At 51.4% G+C, this 16964-nt stretch carries 21 protein-coding genes and 1 pseudogene; 12 read left to right on the top strand and 10 right to left on the bottom strand.

The features are described from left to right. Positions 1-175 precede the first annotated feature (175 nt). Positions 176-769, top strand: coding sequence for a Uma2 family endonuclease (locus ULO1_RS03980; protein ID WP_242947896.1), 594 nt, complete (start codon positions 176-178; stop codon positions 767-769). Next, positions 762-1397 carry a LysE family transporter gene (locus tag ULO1_RS03975; RefSeq protein ID WP_078666581.1) on the top strand — a complete coding sequence of 212 codons (636 nt, stop codon included), beginning with the start codon at positions 762-764 and terminating at the stop codon, positions 1395-1397. The genes ULO1_RS03980 and ULO1_RS03975 overlap by 8 nt, the downstream gene beginning before the upstream one ends. On the opposite strand, the gene trmL is transcribed toward ULO1_RS03975, so the two are convergent. Further along, on the bottom strand, positions 1398-1859 hold the full coding sequence (gene trmL, locus ULO1_RS03970; RefSeq protein WP_078666580.1) for a tRNA (uridine(34)/cytosine(34)/5-carboxymethylaminomethyluridine(34)-2'-O)-methyltransferase TrmL: 462 nt from the start codon (positions 1857-1859) through the stop codon (positions 1398-1400). It lies immediately after the preceding gene. Next, positions 1852-2700 (bottom strand): MTAP family purine nucleoside phosphorylase, encoded by an 849-nt coding sequence (locus ULO1_RS03965; RefSeq protein ID WP_143325406.1) that lies wholly within the window; start codon positions 2698-2700, stop codon positions 1852-1854. Before ULO1_RS03965 ends, trmL begins: the two co-directional genes overlap by 8 nt. Before the next feature lie 198 nt (positions 2701-2898). Here ULO1_RS03965 and ULO1_RS03960 point away from each other — a divergent pair, with 198 nt between their 5' ends. Then, entirely contained in the window at positions 2899-3165 is a 267-nt protein-coding gene (locus tag ULO1_RS03960; protein ID WP_078666578.1) for an HPr family phosphocarrier protein, read from the top strand. A gap of 114 nt (positions 3166-3279) precedes the next feature. Here ULO1_RS03960 and ULO1_RS03955 read toward each other — a convergent pair whose 3' ends face one another. Further along, positions 3280-4110, bottom strand: a complete 831-nt coding sequence (locus ULO1_RS03955; protein ID WP_159071951.1) for a flavodoxin family protein — start codon at positions 4108-4110, stop codon at positions 3280-3282. 52 nt (positions 4111-4162) lie between these two features. Continuing rightward, positions 4163-4366, bottom strand: a complete 204-nt coding sequence (locus tag ULO1_RS14680; protein WP_159071952.1) for a hypothetical protein — start codon at positions 4364-4366, stop codon at positions 4163-4165. An 84-nt stretch (positions 4367-4450) separates the two neighbouring features. Here ULO1_RS14680 and ULO1_RS03950 point away from each other — a divergent pair, with 84 nt between their 5' ends. The 7 genes from ULO1_RS03950 (at position 4451) to nuoB (ending at position 13005) form a co-directional block, all read left to right on the top strand. Beyond that, positions 4451-5581, top strand: coding sequence for a glycosyltransferase (locus ULO1_RS03950; protein WP_078666576.1), 1131 nt, complete (start codon positions 4451-4453; stop codon positions 5579-5581). A 160-nt stretch (positions 5582-5741) separates the two neighbouring features. Then, on the top strand, positions 5742-7643 hold the full coding sequence (locus tag ULO1_RS03945) for a proton-conducting transporter membrane subunit (RefSeq protein WP_079907032.1): 1902 nt from the start codon (positions 5742-5744) through the stop codon (positions 7641-7643). 13 nt (positions 7644-7656) lie between these two features. After that, positions 7657-8598: a respiratory chain complex I subunit 1 family protein gene (locus ULO1_RS03940; RefSeq protein WP_107758373.1), complete on the top strand. Its 942-nt coding sequence runs from the start codon at positions 7657-7659 to the stop codon at positions 8596-8598. 4 nt (positions 8599-8602) lie between these two features. After that, complete coding sequence (locus ULO1_RS03935) at positions 8603-9244, top strand: NADH-quinone oxidoreductase subunit K (protein WP_078666573.1); 642 nt, start codon at positions 8603-8605, stop codon at positions 9242-9244. A 6-nt stretch (positions 9245-9250) separates the two neighbouring features. Further along, positions 9251-10729 (top strand): hydrogenase 4 subunit F, encoded by a 1479-nt coding sequence (locus ULO1_RS03930; RefSeq protein WP_079933028.1) that lies wholly within the window; start codon positions 9251-9253, stop codon positions 10727-10729. Further along, positions 10729-12237 (top strand): NADH-quinone oxidoreductase subunit C, encoded by a 1509-nt coding sequence (locus ULO1_RS03925; RefSeq protein WP_079907031.1) that lies wholly within the window; start codon positions 10729-10731, stop codon positions 12235-12237. Before ULO1_RS03930 ends, ULO1_RS03925 begins: the two co-directional genes overlap by 1 nt. 12 nt (positions 12238-12249) lie before the next feature. After that, positions 12250-13005, top strand: coding sequence for an NADH-quinone oxidoreductase subunit NuoB (nuoB, locus tag ULO1_RS03920; RefSeq protein ID WP_079907029.1), 756 nt, complete (start codon positions 12250-12252; stop codon positions 13003-13005). Between the two features lie 46 nt (positions 13006-13051). On the opposite strand, the gene ULO1_RS15115 is transcribed toward nuoB, so the two are convergent. The 3 genes and pseudogenes from ULO1_RS15115 to ULO1_RS15370 all read right to left on the bottom strand — a co-directional run bounded on the left by ULO1_RS15115 (position 13052) and on the right by ULO1_RS15370 (position 13847). Continuing rightward, positions 13052-13315 carry a hypothetical protein gene (locus ULO1_RS15115; protein ID WP_242947895.1) on the bottom strand — a complete coding sequence of 88 codons (264 nt, stop codon included), beginning with the start codon at positions 13313-13315 and terminating at the stop codon, positions 13052-13054. A 151-nt stretch (positions 13316-13466) separates the two neighbouring features. After that, positions 13467-13523, bottom strand: a pseudogene (locus tag ULO1_RS15375) (transposase); the annotation flags it as partial. Positions 13524-13562: 39 nt separating this feature from the next. Beyond that, on the bottom strand, positions 13563-13847 hold the full coding sequence (locus ULO1_RS15370) for a transposase zinc-binding domain-containing protein (RefSeq protein WP_078666699.1): 285 nt from the start codon (positions 13845-13847) through the stop codon (positions 13563-13565). Positions 13848-14419: 572 nt separating this feature from the next. Between ULO1_RS15370 and ULO1_RS03905 the strand changes: the two genes are divergently transcribed. Together ULO1_RS03905 and ULO1_RS03900 are read left to right on the top strand one after the other, a co-directional pair. After that, entirely contained in the window at positions 14420-14704 is a 285-nt protein-coding gene (locus ULO1_RS03905) for a hypothetical protein (protein ID WP_143325405.1), read from the top strand. Positions 14705-14722: 18 nt separating this feature from the next. Next, positions 14723-15352, top strand: a complete 630-nt coding sequence (locus ULO1_RS03900) for a hypothetical protein (protein WP_078666701.1) — start codon at positions 14723-14725, stop codon at positions 15350-15352. A gap of 878 nt (positions 15353-16230) precedes the next feature. Here the strand turns inward: ULO1_RS03900 and ULO1_RS03890 are convergent. The 3 genes from ULO1_RS03890 to ULO1_RS15365 all read right to left on the bottom strand — a co-directional run. Beyond that, the gene (locus ULO1_RS03890) at positions 16231-16476 is read right to left on the bottom strand and encodes a CRISPR-associated endonuclease Cas3'' (RefSeq protein WP_079933025.1); all 246 of its coding nucleotides are present in this window, start codon (positions 16474-16476) and stop codon (positions 16231-16233) included. Continuing rightward, positions 16439-16678, bottom strand: a complete 240-nt coding sequence (locus ULO1_RS03885) for a hypothetical protein (RefSeq protein WP_143325404.1) — start codon at positions 16676-16678, stop codon at positions 16439-16441. The genes ULO1_RS03890 and ULO1_RS03885 overlap by 38 nt, the downstream gene beginning before the upstream one ends. Before the next feature lie 19 nt (positions 16679-16697). Beyond that, on the bottom strand, positions 16698-16964 hold a 267-nt coding region (locus ULO1_RS15365), incomplete at its 5' end, for a transposase (protein ID WP_200806928.1).

The raw sequence follows: 16964 nt of genomic DNA, 5'->3' as shown, positions 1-16964 counted from the left end.
TCCTAACAGGACACGGGAGGCGGAGTTATACTCCCACCGGGAGATCAGCATAAACCGGTGCAGTACTCCCGTCCGGGTGGAACTCCCGGGCCGAGGTCCCCTGTCGCCCTTGCCCCGCGGGGGCAAATCAAGTATTCGGAAAGGAGGCGAAAGCCTGGTCTGGGGGCCGACTTGATTGAAAATAAAAATAATCAAGTTTTTTGAACCAGGTATGGGAATGGATCAGCAACAGGAAAAGCTATATACTGTTCAAGATTATCTGGACCTGGATGAAGGGGCACGGGTGGAGCTGATCGGGGGCCGTTTTTATGCCATGGTTCCGGCTCCTTCGCGGCAGCATCAGAAGATTATTGGTAAACTCTTTTTAAATCTTGGTAATTACTTAACTAAAAAGGGCGGTCCCTGTGAGGTTTATCTTTCTCCCTTTGATGTTTATCTTTCCGAATATGATGTAGTACAGCCTGACCTTACGGTAATCTGCGACCCAGCCAAATTAAGCAAACGCGGCTGTGAAGGTGCACCGGATCTGATCATTGAAGTAGTATCCCCTTCCAATGCCGCCATGGATTATGTGAAAAAACTTCACCTTTATCATCAGTTTAAGGTTAAAGAATACTGGATTGTCAACCCTCAAAGCCGCAAGCTAACCCGTTACCTGCTGAATGAGGACTACCAATATGGTGAGCCAGAAGTTTATACTGGCGGTACCATTACTTTCAGCCTTTTCCCCGATTTAGCCATTAACCTGGAGGAATTATTCGATGAATAGCTCTGAACTGTTTCTAACCTCCTTCCTGATCGGCTTTTCCGGAGCGATTATGCCCGGTCCCCTCTTGACCATGGTAATCAAAGAAAGCCTGAGCCGGGGCTGGCGTACCGCCCTGGCCCTGCCGGTCAGCCATGCTTTACTGGAGCTGGCCCTGTTAATAGGGTTATTGCTGGGGGTAGGCCAGCTGCTGGAACAAACACTGGTCAAAGGCATAATCGCCGTTATCGGCGGCCTGGTGCTGGCCTGGATGGGCTATGATATGCTGAAAAGCCAGCTTAATCCAGAACTGGCCGCCACGGTGGAAAGCAGCGCCCGAGTCAGACTCAGTCCCTGGCTGGCCGGCTCCTTAACTTCCGCCAGCAGCCCTTATTTCTGGCTCTGGTGGGCCACCATCGGCATGAGCTATATAGCCCTCAGCCGGCCTCTAGGCCCCTGGGGGATAGGCGCTTTTTATACCGGCCATATTGCTGCCGACCTGGTCTGGTATGGTGGGGTAATTCTGGCTCTCACCCATGGCCGGCGTTTACTGAGCCCGCGGCTTTATACCTGGATTATCCGCATCTGCGGTCTTTTCCTGATTTATATCAGCCTGACCTTTATCTATCAGGGCTGGGGCTGGTTACGCTAATTACTTTAAGCCGGCAAAATTGTTTTGCCGCAAAGCTTCATAAACTACTACCGCCACCGCATTGGAAAGATTGAGACTGCGGGCATCTTCCCGCATGGGCAGGCGAATGCGGTGATGGGGACGGGCTGCCAGCAATTCTGCCGGCAGCCCTTTGGTTTCCTTGCCAAAGAGGAGAAAATCCCCCGGCCGATAGCTGACTTCCGTATGCCAGACACTGCCCTTGGTGGTAGCCAGCCAGAGGGTTTTACCCCCGTGCACAGCCAGGAAATGCTCCAGGTTATCATAATGATGAACATCCAGCAGGTGCCAGTAATCCAGGCCCGCCCTTTTCAAGGAACGGTCATCCACGGAAAATCCCAGGGGATGAACCAGGTGCAGGCTAGCGCCGGTAGCAGCACAGGTACGGGCAATATTGCCGGTATTCTGGGGTATTTCCGGCTCGACCAGAACGATATTAAACATCCTTTTCCTCTCCTTGCATCTCCTTGAGCAAAGTCGGTTTGCGCAAATCAGCACAGCCACACTCTCTGGCGGCAGGGGCTGCCGCCAGAGCTTCCAGTAATATGGCGCCTATACGCTGACTCTGGCCGTAGAACAGCTCCTTTAGCTCTTCATGCTCCCAATCCTTGATAATTCCTTCCGCATAATTGACCACCAGATCCACCCGGGCATAACAGGCGCCAATCTCCCGGGCCAGATACACCTCCGGACAGATGCTCTGTCCAATCACATCAGCCCCGGCCAGCTTTAAGAACTGCACTTCCGCCGGGCTTTCAAAATGACGGCCATCAGTACAGGCATAGATAGAGCGATCAAACACCCGTCCGGCTGCGTATTTTTCCGCCGCCTGAACCAGTAGTCGACGCAATTCCGGACAGAGGGCCTGCCGCATTACCAGCAAATAACGGCCATCCAGTTCCACATCCTTGCGCATGGACTGGTCGATATAATCATTGGGTATTACTACATCCGCTGGCCGCAAGAGGTGATTGACTGACCCCACCCCTCCTTCGGCCAGCACTGTATGTACTCCAGCCTCCCGCAAGACCCAGAACACCTGGCGCGAAGCATCAGCCCGGCTCACTCCCCGCCGCCAGCCATGCATACGGCAGGTCAGCACTTTTTTCTCCCCCAGCTGGAAATAGGTAAAAGGCGGTGAACTGCCCCAGGGGGTAGCAAAAACCAGGTCTTCCGCAATAATCTCCAGGCCCGGCCAGGGCAAGTCCCGGGGAAAGGAGATGGAATTGGTACTGGAACCGCCAATTATAGCCCATTGTGCTACAGGTATATTAGCCAATCTGATTGCCTCCTTTGCTGGTAATTACCACTCAACTTATTATTTTAACCGTTCACCCCCAAAAAACAACCGTTTACCCCAAAATTTTTTCCGTTTACCCCCTTGTCAAACGTCGGTGAATGGTAGTAAAATAAAGGTGAACGGTAGATATTCCACCTTGAATGGTTGGGATAGATAGTGAGACCTACGCAGGGAGGGGTCGACATGGTTCAACAAACTGCCGCTGTGAAAAATCCTACCGGCTTGCACGCGCGGCCAGCCGCATTACTGATCCAGGCTGCCAGCCGTTTTAAAGCCGATATCCGACTGGCCAAAGGCGAAAAAGAGGTAGATGCCCGCAGCCTGATGGGCATCCTTACTTTAACCGCCCGGCCCGGTGATATTCTTACAGTGAAAGCTAGTGGTGAAGACGCAGCACAGGCCGTAGCAACCATCACAACTCTGGTCCAGTCTCCTTTAGATGAAATGTAAGCAGCAACAACCCAGCATTTATTTAACCAGACACCATTTACCCTAGCTTAAGGAGGCCTTGTCAAAAGACAAGGCCTCCTTTATTTCTAATCTCAAACCTCGAACTTCGTACCTCTATTTCCGCACCCACCAGTCCAGTCCCCGGTAGGGCTTTTGCACTTCCTTTAGCTGAACCCGGTTTTGCAGGAACTTCTGTTTCATTTCCACCAGCCAGTGATTGAAATGTTCCTTCAGCCCCTCAGGACTAAAACGGCTCTGCTGGCGGGACTCTCCCAGCTCCAGCCCTGCCTGACCTACAGTGCCGGTGCTCCCGCACAGCGGGCAAAGAAAAGCATCTGCCTGCTGCAGGCGAACATAGCCACTGCCGCAATCAGGACAGGCAAAAGGCGCCCGGGTAACTTCTCCTCCTGTTTGCAAAGCCCGGGCCAGCCGGTCCAGTTCCGCTACTACCTGCGGATTGGCCAATCCTTCTCCCGGCAAAGCGGCATGGACCAGCAAGCTTCCTACATGCTGGAAACGGAAAAGTTTGGGCAACATATCCACCACTTCCTGGGCATAGCCCATCCAGCCGGGAGCGCCATAGGTAGTAATAGTGACACAAGCCTTACCTGCATATTGTTCACTGTTGGCCCCCACTCCCAGCAAGCGGTCAGCAAATACCTTCAAGGAAGCATGGGGACCGAGGAAATAGACCGGAACTGCCAGCACGATGGCATCAGCCTGGCGGATTTCCTCCAGCACGAAATTAAGGTCATCAGGTAAGGGGCAGCTCTGCCCCGGTTCCAGGCATTTGTAACAGGCCCGGCAATATTCCAGTTTCAGCTCAGCCAGATTCAGCATCCGCTTTTCCACCTGAACCGGCAAACGGGATAAAATGTGTTTAACCATCAGTTCACTGTTGCCAAATCGCCGGGCAGTAGCTATAATTCCCAGCACTCTTTTCATGTTATTTCCCCCTTCTTCCCCTCTACCCAAACCGATGAATCTATCTCTCATTTTACTTCCGCTCCCGCTTGACCAGGTCGCATTCAACCATACCCTGGATACATTCATCACAGATGAATTCGCCGCATTCCTGACAGAGGCGAATATCCTCCGGATGCAAATCCAGACAGTCATAGCAGTAAGAGGTATCACAGTGTCGGCACAACAGGCCTTCTACCCCCTCCCGCTGACAGCGGTCACATACCGCAATCTTCATGTTTTCCCCCCTTAAACCTTCAGGCTGGTTACATTGCTATTATAGCACAGAACATGGTAAACTGGAAAGCGGAGGTGAAAAACCATGGCAACCCAACCGCGTATTCTTCTCTGTTCAGTTTCTATCGGCGCCGGCCATGACCTGGCCGCTCTGGCCATGGAGCAGGCTCTGGCCGAGCGCTTCCCCGGAGCAGTTTTTAAAACCATTGACACCTTCCGTTACATAAATCCTTTCTTGAATCAGGTAGTAAAAGGCAGCTATCTGGAAACCATCAAATTCACCCCTAAAGTCTGGGGCTATCTCTACCGTCAGGCTGAGGAAGGGGACAACTTCATCGACTTCAATTATATTTTGAATAAGCTTTTATCCCCCAAGCTGGCTAAGCTGGTGGAAGATTTTCGTCCTGACCTTATCATCGCTACCCATGCCTTCCCCTGTGGCATATTTTCGGTTTTAAAAGAAGAAGAAAAACTGGATATCCCTCTGATCGGGATTATTACCGATTATACTATCCACCCTTTCTGGCTCCACCCCCGGGTGGATCATTATGTCATCCCTAGCCCCCAACTGCTCAAGGTCATGCAAAAAAACGGCTTTACCGGCGAGCGGGTCTGGCCGCTGGGCATTCCGTTACGGCAGCAGTTTGCCCGACAGCGGAACAAACTCCAGCTGCGTCAACAACTGGGTCTTAGTCCTGACTTGCCTCTTATGCTTCTGTCCGGGGGCGGTTTTGGTCTGGGCGCACTGGAAGAAATTGCACAGATACTGCTGGCTTCAGGTTTGCAGGTGCAGATTGTTGCTATTACAGGCAAAAACGAAAAATTACGACGGAAACTGGAAGCCATGACTCCCGCCAGTATCCCTCTGCATGTTTATGGCTATGTGGAAAATATGCCCGATTTTCTGCAGGCTGCTGACCTGCTCATCTCCAAACCCGGTGGTTTGACTACAGCAGAGGCCCTGGCCTGCCGCCTGCCCCTGCTTATTGTCAATCCCATCCCTGGCCAGGAAGAACGCAATACCGTCTTTCTCCTCAATCACGGTGTAGCGCTGCTGGCTGCTGAAACCGAAGAAATTCCGGTGGTATTGGAACAATTCCTGGCCAATCCCCTGCGCCAGCGGCATATGGTGGAAATGGCCACCTACCTGGGTCGCCCCCGTGCAGCTGAGGAAATTGTGGAAAAGATCATCGCAAAAGGCTTTGTGAAAAAATAATCGCTTTTTTGTCTTGACTTGTCTGAAAATAAGATATTATACTAGAAGACAGAGTTTGTATCAAAAAAACAACATAAAATACATTGCACCGCCTGGCTGTTCCCACAGACGGTCGGTGCTTTCTCTTTTTTTAAACTTTAATTGGAAAGGAGTGTAAATTGTGTCAAGTGACTGGCTAGTTTCCATTTTTTTCTTTGCAATTGGGCTCTGGTTGGCTGGTGGCCTACTATCTTTAATCACTCAGCGCAAACCAACCCTCTCCCACAGACTGGGTGCCATTTCGGCTTTGCTGTCTTCTTCAACTTTACTGGTGCTGGCACTTATCACCATCAGTTCTGGTCTGGAAGTACAGCTTAGTCGAGCCGGTTTGTTTCTCCTGGCTTCTTTCAGCTGGTACCTGGATCCTGTGGGAGGCTTTTTTCTGCTACTCATCGGCCTGGGTAGTACCCTGGCTTCCTGGTATGGCCTGGGCTACTGCCAGGAATACCTGGAACATAAACCCATTGGTACCCTCTGGTTCTGTTTTAATCTTTTCCTGGCCAGCCTGGCTTTAGTAGTTACCGCCGGCAATGGTCTACTCTTCCTGTTAAGCTGGGAATTGATGTCCCTTTTCTCCTATTTTCTGGTGGTGTTTGAATATGACCGCCAGAATGTGCGGAAAGCCGGTTTTGTCTACCTGGTTATGACTCATATTGGCACAGCCTTTATTACCGCTGCCTTTTTGCTTTTCTATAAAACCAGCAACAGCTGGGAATTTGCCCACTGGTCACAAGCACAGCTCAGTCCCAGTCTTATGACTCTGGTTTTCCTCTTTGGCTTAGTTGGCTTTGGGACTAAAGCCGGTCTAGTCCCCCTGCACATCTGGTTACCCCGGGCCCATCCGGTAGCCCCCAGCCATATGTCGGCCCTGATGTCAGGGGTGATGGTCAAACTGGCTGTTTATGGGTTTTACCGCCTGGCCTGGGAATGGCTGCCCGCCCAGCCTTCCCTTTTCCTGAGCCTGCTGGTACTGAGTCTCGGGGCTGTCTCAGCCCTGCTGGCTATGCTCTTCGCTCTGGGCTGCCGGGACCTCAAACAGTTACTGGCCTTTTCCACTATTGAAAATGTCGGTATCATTTTCCTGGCGCTGGGCACAGCCTTAACTGCCCGCAGTTCAGGTCAGACCCAGCTGGCTGAGCTGGCCTTAGGAGCGGCCTTATTGCATGCCCTTAACCATGCTGTAATGAAGTCCCTGGCCTTTTTCGGAGCTGGTGCCGTGCTTTATCGTACCCATACCAAAAATCTCGATGAACTGGGGGGGCTGGCCAAACTGATGCCCTGGACCGGAGTTACCTTTTTCCTGGCCGTTGCGGCATTAAGCGCTCTGCCCCCTCTCAACGGTTTTTATGGTGAATGGCAAATTTATCGGGCCTTGTTGCAGCTGAACTCTACCCTGCAGCCACAAGGAGCGATTGCCGTCTTCGCTACCCTGGCAGCAGTGGCCCTGGCCTTTACCGGTGCTCTAGCTCTGGCTGCCCTGAGCAAAGCCTATGCCGGTGCTTTTCTAGCCACTCCCCGCAGTGAAAAAGCGGCCCATGCCAGCGAAGTCCCGGCCGCCATGCGCTTGCCTATGGCTCTGGCTGCCCTGCTCTTGCTGGTCCTGGGCCTGAGCGGGCCGCAGGTCTACCACTGGTTACTGGGACAGGTACTGGCAGTCAACAGCCCCGTTCCTGCTGGCAGTTTGCTGCTGGTAAGCGGACAGTTACTCCTGCTGGGCCTCTTGTTGTTCCTGGGCCTTAGGGCCCTCAACAATTTGCCGGTGCGGCAGGCTCCTACCTGGGGCTGTGGTATCGAGCTAACCCCGCGCATGGAATATAGCGCCAGTGGCATCACCATGCCTTTGGCCTTCCTCTTCCGCCGCTGGACTTTCGCGGCCCGGGTGGAAGACCATCTCTATCGCCCCCTCTGGGATAAGGTGATGGTGGTAGTCGATCAACTGCGCAGCGTACAAACCGGTCGATTGCAGACTTATCTGGCCTATATGCTGATTACTCTGGTCATTCTCTTGATCTGGGTAAATTAGGGAGGAGAGAAAGTTGTTCCAAGCATTGCAAGGTATATGCCAATCTCTGGCCCTGTTCTTTCTGGCTCCCCTCTTACTGGGCAGTATCAAAAAGCAAAAAGCCTTCTGGCAAAACCGCCAGGGCCCTGGTTTACTACAGCCCTACCGGGATTTTCACAAGTTCTTGCGCAAAGAACCAGTGGTTGCACAACCAACTTCCTGGATTTCCCGGATTGCACCTTATGGGGTTTTATTGCTCACCATCGCCGCTTTCTGGTTTATTCCCCTGGGCAAATGGCCGGCAGCAACTGCCGGCTGGGCTGACTGGCTGGTATTACTCTATCTTCTGGCCGCATTGCGGTTATTGCTGGTACTGGCCGGGCTGGATAGTGCCAGCGCCTTTGGGGGTGAAGGTTCCAGCCGGGAGCTGTTTATTTCCACTCTGGTGGAACCGGCCCTCTTTTTGATCCTGCTCACCGTCAGTCTCTCTGCCGGCAGCCAGGATCTGGGGCAAATCAGCAATTTCATGCGTCAGCAAGGGCTGGCCGCTTTCAGCCCCGCCTATTTCCTGGGCTTACTCAGCCTGTTAATCGTTACCATTGCCGAAACCGGACGAATCCCGGTGGACAACCCTGATACCCACCTGGAGCTAACCATGGTCCATGAAGGTATGCTGCTGGAATTTGGCGGTAAATATCTGGGCATGCTGCACTGGGCCGCAGCAGCCAAGGAAGTTTTGATCCTCTCCCTGGTGATCGCCCTCTATCTCCCCTGGACCCCTGCCTGGGCGGGACCAGCCGGCTGGCTAGCCGACCTGTTTTTCTTTTTATTAAAATTGTTCGCCCTGGGCTCCTTGCTGGCTGTCATCGAAACTGCCCTGGCCAAGTTACGCATCTTCCGGGTCCCCGATTTGCTGGGTGCTGCCTTTCTGCTGGCACTGCTGGCCAATCTCAGCCATTATGTGATAGGGGGTTAAGGTAATGGATTTTTCCCAGAGTTTAACCATGTTATTGCTAACCGCCTCCTTGCTGTTGATTATTACCCGTCATTTGGCCCGGGCAGTACATCTCTTGACTCTGCAATCCCTGGCCTTAGCTGCCCTGGCCGCCTTCTGGGGTTACAGTTTTGCCAACCACGAACTCTACTGGGCTGCTGTGCTAACGTTAGTGGTCAAGGGGCTCGTTACCCCCTGGGTATTATTGCGGTTATTAAAAGCGATCAAAGTGAAAAAGGAAATGGAAATGACCCTGCCCATGCGGTTAAATCTCATTCTGGCCCTGCTTTTAATCCTGGTTGCTTACCGGGTGGCGATACCGCTTAAAGCCCTTGCCACCTTACCTGTACCTCATAGTTTGCCTGTAGCTATTGCCATGATTATGTTAGGGTTGTTGCTGATGATCACCCGCAAAAAAGCTTTAACCCAGATTATCGGGTTGATTACTATGGAAAATGGTCTATATCTTTCGGCCATTACCGCCACCGGTGGCATGCCCCTGGTAGTGGAGCTGGGGATTTTCTTTGACCTGCTGGTCGGTGTAATCCTGCTGGGCATCTTTGCCTACCGAATTAATCAGACTTTTGATACCCTCAATACCGATACACTACAAAGCTTGAAGGGATGATTCGGCATGCTCCCACTCGGACTGATCCTCATACCTCTCTTAAGCGGACTGATTTCCTGGCTTCTGCCCCAGCCCCGCTGGAGTGCCTGGGCTAATGTGGCCGGAGCTACCCTGACTCTGGGCTGGGGCTGGTATCTGGCCTTACCGCTGTTTTTGTCCGGACAAACCTATACCGGTGCTAAAGACTTCTTCTACCTGGATAGCCTCAGCGCCCTCCTGCTGTTACTGGTGGTGACTATCGGTTTTGTAACCGCTCTCTATTCAGTTGGCTATTTACAGGCCGATCTGACCCATAAGCAAATTAACCAGCAGCAGTATCGCCGTTATTTTCTCTGGTTTCATTTATTTATCATGACCATGAACCTGACGCTGATAGTTAATAACCTGGGCATTATGTGGGTGGCAATTGAGGCCACTACCCTGGCCTCAGCAGTACTGGTAGGTCTGTATAACCAGAAAACCAGCCTGGAAGCAGCCTGGAAGTATCTTATCCTCTGCACAGTCGGTATAACCTTTGCTCTTTTCGGTTTAATTCTGGTCTTTTATGCCGCCGGGCATACCGCAGGCAATGAACAATCAGCTCTCAACTATACCGTTTTGCTTCAGGTAGTAAAAGAGTTTGATCCGCAATTACTCAAACTGGCCTTTATCTTTATTCTGGTCGGCTATGGTACCAAAATGGGGCTAGCCCCCATGCACAACTGGCTCCCTGATGCCCACAGCCAGGCTCCTTCCCCGGTCAGTGCCGTGCTGTCAGGGGTACTGCTCAACTGTGCTTTCTATGGGATTTTGCGCTTCTTTATCCTGGTCAACACCAGGGTAGATGGTCAATTCGCCCCCGGTTTACTGGTAATCTTCGGGCTGATCAGTCTGGGAATTTCCGTTCCCTTTATTTTGATGCAATATGACTTAAAACGCCTGTTAGCCTATTCCAGTGTAGAACATATGGGAATAATCACTCTCGCCGTAGGTCTGGGCGGCAAATGGGGACTGTTAGGCGGACTCTTGCATCTCATCAATCATTCATTTACTAAATCTTTCCTGTTTATGTTGAGTGGCAATGTGGTGCATAAATACCATACCAGGACCCTGGCCCGCATCAAAGGACTATTGCAAACCATGCCAGTCAGTGGCCCCTTGCTGGTTATCGGCCTCTTTGCCATCGCAGGAGCGCCTCCTTTCAGTATTTTTATCAGTGAACTGACCATCCTGACCGAAGCCTTCCTGCAAGGTCGCTGGTGGGTAGCCGGGTTACTCTTTTTCTTCCTGGCCCTGGTCTTTGCCGGTATGCTCTACCATGGCGGCAAAATGCTGCTTAGCAATAAAAGCAGCCGCCAGCGCCAGGGTGAAGGCAGCCACTGGCAGCTCTGGCCCCTCTTGCTGCCTTTGACTGCCATCCTGGTTCTGGGCATCTATCAACCTCCCCGGTTAGTGCATGCTCTGCAACAAGTGGCGGCAATTATCAGTCCCGGAGGTGCATATTAATGGTGGAATACCAGGAAGTCAGTTTAGAGAATTTGCGCTCGGAAGCACACCGATTATATCGCCAGCAGGGTGGGCGCCTGGTTACCATGATCGGGACCGATGAGCGGGAAAAGGATGGTTATTTTCGCCTCTATTATGTTTTCTCCCTGCCGGCCGAGCAGCGCCATCTGGCTCTGGTAGCCAGGGCCAACCCTGAACAACCCGAGTTCCCGGCCTTAACCCCAGTCCTGCCAGCAGCCCACTGGTATGAGCGGGAAGTCCAGGACCTGCTGGGTCTTACCCCACTGGAACATCCTGATCCGCGGCCCCTGGTTCTGCATGAGATGTGGCCGGAAGGGGTTTACCCCCTGCGTAAGGACTATAATGGCTGGCGTCCCTCCCATCACCATCCCGGCCGCCAGCACCCATTCCCCCGGATTGATGAGCCCGGGGTATTTGAAGTCCCGGTTGGGCCAATTCATGCCGGGATTATTGAACCTGGTCATTTCCGCTTCAGTGTGAATGGCGAATATATCCACCATCTGGAACCGCGCCTGTTCTATACTCATCGCGGTCTGGAGAAGCTGGCAGAAGGGAAAACTGTAGAATGGGGTCTGGCCTTAGCTGAAAGGATCTGTGCCGTTTGTGCATTCAGCCATTCGGTAGCTTACAGCCAGGCTGTTGAAAAGATGAGCGGAACCGACGTGCCCCTGCGGGCTCAGTTTATCCGTACCATTCTGGTGGAGCTGGAGCGGTTGTATAACCATATCGGTGACCTGAGTAACCTTTGCGCCGGTACCGGCCTGGCCTTTGGTGTCAGCCAGCTGGCCCGTCTGAAAGAGCGCCTGCTGCAATTGAATGAAGCCCTGACCGGCAACCGCTATTTACGGGATTTTAATGCTCTCGGTGGAGTTAAACAGGACTGGGATCAAGCTACCATTAACCTGATCGCCCAAACAGTTACTGAGGTTTTTGAAGAATACGAAAAAATAATCGCCATCATCGATAACCATGATTTCCACCTGGAACGACTGGCTAATACCGGTATTTTATCCACTGTTGTTGCCCAGAATCTGGGGGCAGTAGGGGTAGCTGCCCGGGCCGCCGGTGTAGACCGGGATGTACGCCGGGACCATCCCCATCTTGCTTATAGCTCCCTGCCCCTGGAGGTTCCGGTACTGAGTAAAGGGGATGTGGAAGCCCGTTACCGTATCCGCCAGGCGGAAATTGAGGTATCAGTCTCCCTGATTCAATCTGCCCTGGACCAGTTACCTGCCGGGCCTGTTCGCACCGCCCTGGCTCCCCTGCCTGCCTGGGGCCAGGGGCTGGGTTATGCCGAAAGCGCCCGCGGCGATGACTATCACTGGCTGATGCTGGACGACAGGGGCCTGATCTATCGTTACCGCATCCGCAGTGCCAGTTACTGTAACTGGCCGGCAGTGGCCCAGGCGGTCCCCGGCAACATGATTCCCGATTTTCCCCTGATCAATAAAAGCTTTGAACTCTGTTACTCCTGTTGTGACCGTTAGGAGGGTAGGAGCATGTTCAATATCTTTCGCAAAAGCCTGGCTACCGGCCGGGTCACAACCCCTTATCCCGCTCAACCAGACACTCCGGCAGCCGCCTTTCGCGGTGCGCCTCAGCTGGCACCTGAATTCTGTCAGCAATGCGGTGCTTGCATCCGGGCCTGCCCTAGTGGGGCGCTGACCACAGAATACCTGGACCTGGGCTTCTGTCATTTTTGCGGTCGCTGTGCCGAAGCCTGCCCCCACGGGGCAATAACCATGAGCAAGGACTTTGAGCTGGCAGTACGGCAACGTTCTCTGCTCCTGCGCCAGATACCGGCTACTGTCAGTGTGGAGGAAATAGGGGCAGAGCTGCAGCGAACCATCAACCGTCTTTTTGGTCATTCTATGCATATCCGCCATGTGGACAGCGGTTCCTGCAATGGCTGTGACTGGGAAATGGTGGCCCTGACCGGTCCGGTCTATGACCTGCAGCGCTTTGGCCTGGATTTTGTCGCCTCCCCCCGCCATGCTGATTGCCTGATGGTCACCGGCTGCCCTTCTCTCCATCTGGTCCAGGCCCTGGAAAAAACCTATGAGGCCGCACCCAATCCCAGGCTGGTGGTAGCTGTTGGCACCTGTGCTATCTCTGGCGGCATGTTTGCTGACAGCTATGCTGTGCTGGGTGGAGCCGATAAAGTGGTCCCGGTGGATTTATATATCCCCGGCTGTCCCCCCCGGCCCCAGGCCTTGCTCTATGGTTTGTTGAAGCTTTTGAACCGGCTTGGATAGGAACAAATTCGCCCTTCGGGTGACTTAAAAGAGTAAGCCGCAAAGCTTACTCTTTTTCCCCTTTATAAACCATGCCTCCAGGACAATAAGGACATTCCAAAATTGGCATTCCTGGTGAGCCCAGGTTATCCAATTTGTCCATAGCTTTCATCTCGTCTACGATAAATGCTGGCACTTCCTCTTTATACCCACATTTCTGACAATGATAATTGTAATAGGTTTCCTTCTTCTGTCCTTCGAAGGGAAACTCCCAGTCCAGCAGTAGATCTTCTATCTCGGCCATTTCGTTTTTTCTTTTCTTTTTCTTCAATGTAAATCACCCCATCCTTCTCAAATGACCATATGGTTCCATATTTGTAATGCCATATCCTCCATAACTCCATCTCCTGCCCACAACATGGACATTTTAATGGATTTTTCGGTTTACCCAGTTCCACAATCCAATGATTTTCGGTTACCAGAACATGAACATGCGGATTAAATTTCAAGTCCCTTCCAAAGGTATGTATTACTGCTATTGCCCCGACTTCGTACCCTCTTTTCCTGCCTTTCTCCCGCTACCAATACTGAATTACTTCTGCTGCTTTATCACTCAGGTCTTTTAGCCAATCTCGGTTACGGTAAAACATCACCCTTAATTCTTCTGGAACGGTAAATACCATATGTCTGTGCCCTATTTCTAATATCCGTTCTGTTTGTTTTTCTACCCACTTTTCTATATAAACTTTTCCACATCGATTACAAAATCTACTCTTACATGTAAATGCTACTTTCTTTTTCTTGCTCCCGGTACAATTAGTACATATGTATTCTGCATAACCGTACTTTATTTTCTTTCTCATGCGCTCTCATATTTCTACCTTAACACCCTAAGTTATCCACATCAAGCCTTAAAGCATAATTTCCTAAACATTGAAAAAGTACAAATATAGTTGTAAAATATAGTAAAAATTACATAAAATTTTTGTGAGATAATTGGAGGTGTTTGTCAAATGCCGCGCATCGAGAAGCTGAATTGAGAGGAGCTTATTACTATAACCGCAGCACGCACTCACTTCAGTCAAGAGAGAGCAACTCCCGTTCATCGACCGGGCCGTCGGTCGTAAAGGGCGCAGCCACTTCTATCAGCCGAGACCCGCTGAAGGGAACCAAGTATGAATAGGACACACGACATCTCGGGGCCACGGTCCTTTCAATACGAGACACTACGGCCGGTCGTATTAAGGACGGCAAGCCGGTCGGTACTCCCGTCTTTCGAATCGACAAGCCCCATGGCAATCCAAAATTCCCCCATATTAACGTAAAACCGGACAAATTTGGGTTAGATCACAAGCCGATTCCCGAGGCGGCTTACAAGGCGGCCAGTCATGCCGGTGAAATCGCTCAAGGCCTCAAGGGCGCCAGTCGAGCCTTGGTGGCAGCCGGTGCCGCCCTGGATGCCTATGAGATTTATCAGGGTTACAAGGCTGACGGAAACAAGATTGGCGACCATACTAAGCAAGCAGTGGGTCGAGCAGCAGGCGGATGGGCCGGCGCTTTGGCTGGAGCTGAGGTCGGCGGAATGGCCGGTGCGTCCCTGGGTTCGATGATTGTGCCTGGGGTGGGCACGGCTATAGGCGGGTTTGTTGGAGCAGTGGGCGGAGCCGTTGGAGGAGCAGTTGGCGGTTCAAAATTGGGAGAATGGCTGATGAAGCGGTAACAAAGGAGGAACCAATTTATGGGGACGATTTTGCGGAAAAACAGAAATATCACTATGCCGGAAGCACCGATCGAACTGATTTATGAGTTAGATGATCCAATTGCACCGAACTGGATATCGCTCGTGCTTGGAGTTCCCCTAAGACATTCCCAGCACCCAAGCTGGAGGAACCTCGTAGTCGAGCTGATTCAACGTCTCGGCGGTTCAGCACCCCTTGGTCTTTTACTCATTCAGGTTGTGCCAGAGCGAAACTGGTATGGAGATGAAATCGTGGCAGCTGGCGGTCAAGTGCTGGTATGCAGTGAACCCACGAATCAGAAGCTGGTTCGACTTGCAGGATACCTACCTGCCACCAAAGCCAGTTCAGGACTTCTCCGGGATTTTTTATTGGACGAGATTGCCGAGATGGGACTTCTTTACATCAACCTTCTCTCTGAGAGCGACGGGCCTATCCAATACTTTCGAATTGCAACAGAGACAGAACGATTTCCGCCCCTTTGCCAAGGACTTCTGCACCTGGAAGGAGACGGGGGCATTTTAGAGATCAACCTCCCAGGAGAAAAAGACTTCCTCCCTATCGTGACCGAACTCGGCCTCAAATATGGTTTCCAACTTCGCACCCTGCAAGGGCGGGACTGGCCACTATGAGTTTCACTATCTGTCCGCCCACATTGCTGTGACCAAAAGAGAACAAGAAGTTCCCCTTTCATCAAAGGGCTGTCACAGTGGTCATTCTCATGTACTTGCCCTGATCGTTCTGGAATCTGACTTCGAAGTGGAATTGACACAACGGTGGTACAACGCCGTAGGCCAGACCGTCTATGTACACAGTTGGCTCCAACCACCAATCCCTGAACCCAAAGAGATGGCGGTAGGTATCCAGACCGCTTTGCTGGGTCCCTATGGTGGTATCTGCCTCTTCACGTTGGAAATAAATGGATATTCCGCTATATCATTGCCGTTCGCGTACCGCCCGTGGGTCATCTATGATCAAAGGGGGCAACTCTCCCTCCAACCAGGAACATTCTTCTTTTAGGCAAACTGACCGCTATCAACCAGTAACGCGGAGTGTGCGGAAGCAATCCGCTCACCTAGGAAAAATCATACGACCCTTTTACCGCAAACTTAGACTGTCTCCGTCTCATGAGTAACTGACTTACATTTACACCGACCGACCAACTTGTAAAGATTACTCCCGCCACTCACAGTTCCGTTAAAAAGGACAGTAGGAATACGCTGATTATAAAGAAACTCCCTTGGTCCCAAAGCAACCGAGGGAGTTTCCGTGTATGTCTGGCATGGAACCTGTCCTGTGTAGAATATGCCCGCACCAATTAATCTCTCGTACAACGTGTTGCTGGGACACAATGTCAACGGCTACGATGAGCGTGGAATCTTTGATGGTGGTAAGTTCGCGATTTTGTGCTATCATGGTGATACAACCTCCTGATATTCGTGGTGCTGTTCAGCTTGACATCCTCACGTTATCAGGAGTTTTTCATTTGCTCAAACCTCCCCATGTTTCATTACAGGAATGCTCCTTCCAAAGAAGATTCATCCACATAGCTTCCCCAATCAGGAAGTCCACAATGATGTCCTGCAATTCCATAAGCTAATATCTTGCCAAGAACACCATAATGCTCGATTACCTCTAACGCTCCAGCTGTAGAGTGGTCAACTTTGCCCTTTTCGCCTTCCAACCTTCTTTGAAATTCATGCGAGTATTTCCCTATGTCATGTAAAAGACCAGCAACTGACCCTAGTTTTTTCATTCCAAAACTGAGCCCAGGTTATCCAATTGTCCATAGCTTTCATCTCATCTACGATAAATGCTGGCACTTCCTCTTTATACCCACATTTCTGACAATGATAATTGTAATAGGTTTCCTTCTTCTGTCCTTCGAAGGGAAACTCCCAGTCCAGCGGTAGATCTTCTATCTCGGCCATTTCGTTTTTTCTTTTCTTTTTCTTCAATGTAAATGACCCCATCCTTCTAAAATGACCATATGGTTCCATATTTGTAATGCCATATCCTCCATAACTCCATCTCCTGCCCACAACATGGACATTTTAATGGATTTTTCGGTTTACCCAGTTCCACAATCCAATGATTTTCGGTTACCAGAACATGAACATGCGGATTAAATTTCAAGTCCCTTCCAAAGGTATGTATTACTGCTATTGCCCCGACTTCATACCCTCTTTTCCTGCCTTTCTCACGATACCAATACTGAATTACTTCTGCTGCTTTATCACTCAG

This window comes from Carboxydocella sp. ULO1, from assembly GCF_002049255.1.
Taxonomy (GTDB): Bacteria; Bacillota.
This window is presented reverse-complemented; position numbering and strand designations above follow the sequence as displayed.

Coding starts and splice junctions, on each gene's coding strand:
- ULO1_RS03975 (WP_078666581.1), top strand. CDS start 762: ATGAATAGCTCTGAACTGTTTCTAACCTCCTTCCTGATCGGCTTTTCC.
- trmL (WP_078666580.1), bottom strand. CDS start 1,859: ATGTTTAATATCGTTCTGGTCGAGCCGGAAATACCCCAGAATACCGGC.
- ULO1_RS03960 (WP_078666578.1), top strand. CDS start 2,899: ATGGTTCAACAAACTGCCGCTGTGAAAAATCCTACCGGCTTGCACGCG.
- ULO1_RS03955 (WP_159071951.1), bottom strand. CDS start 4,110: ATGAAAAGAGTGCTGGGAATTATAGCTACTGCCCGGCGATTTGGCAAC.
- ULO1_RS14680 (WP_159071952.1), bottom strand. CDS start 4,366: ATGAAGATTGCGGTATGTGACCGCTGTCAGCGGGAGGGGGTAGAAGGC.
- ULO1_RS03950 (WP_078666576.1), top strand. CDS start 4,451: ATGGCAACCCAACCGCGTATTCTTCTCTGTTCAGTTTCTATCGGCGCC.
- ULO1_RS03935 (WP_078666573.1), top strand. CDS start 8,603: ATGGATTTTTCCCAGAGTTTAACCATGTTATTGCTAACCGCCTCCTTG.
- ULO1_RS03930 (WP_079933028.1), top strand. CDS start 9,251: ATGCTCCCACTCGGACTGATCCTCATACCTCTCTTAAGCGGACTGATT.
- ULO1_RS03925 (WP_079907031.1), top strand. CDS start 10,729: ATGGTGGAATACCAGGAAGTCAGTTTAGAGAATTTGCGCTCGGAAGCA.
- nuoB (WP_079907029.1), top strand. CDS start 12,250: ATGTTCAATATCTTTCGCAAAAGCCTGGCTACCGGCCGGGTCACAACC.
- ULO1_RS15370 (WP_078666699.1), bottom strand. CDS start 13,847: ATGAGAAAGAAAATAAAGTACGGTTATGCAGAATACATATGTACTAAT.
- ULO1_RS03900 (WP_078666701.1), top strand. CDS start 14,723: ATGGGGACGATTTTGCGGAAAAACAGAAATATCACTATGCCGGAAGCA.
- ULO1_RS03890 (WP_079933025.1), bottom strand. CDS start 16,476: ATGAAAAAACTAGGGTCAGTTGCTGGTCTTTTACATGACATAGGGAAA.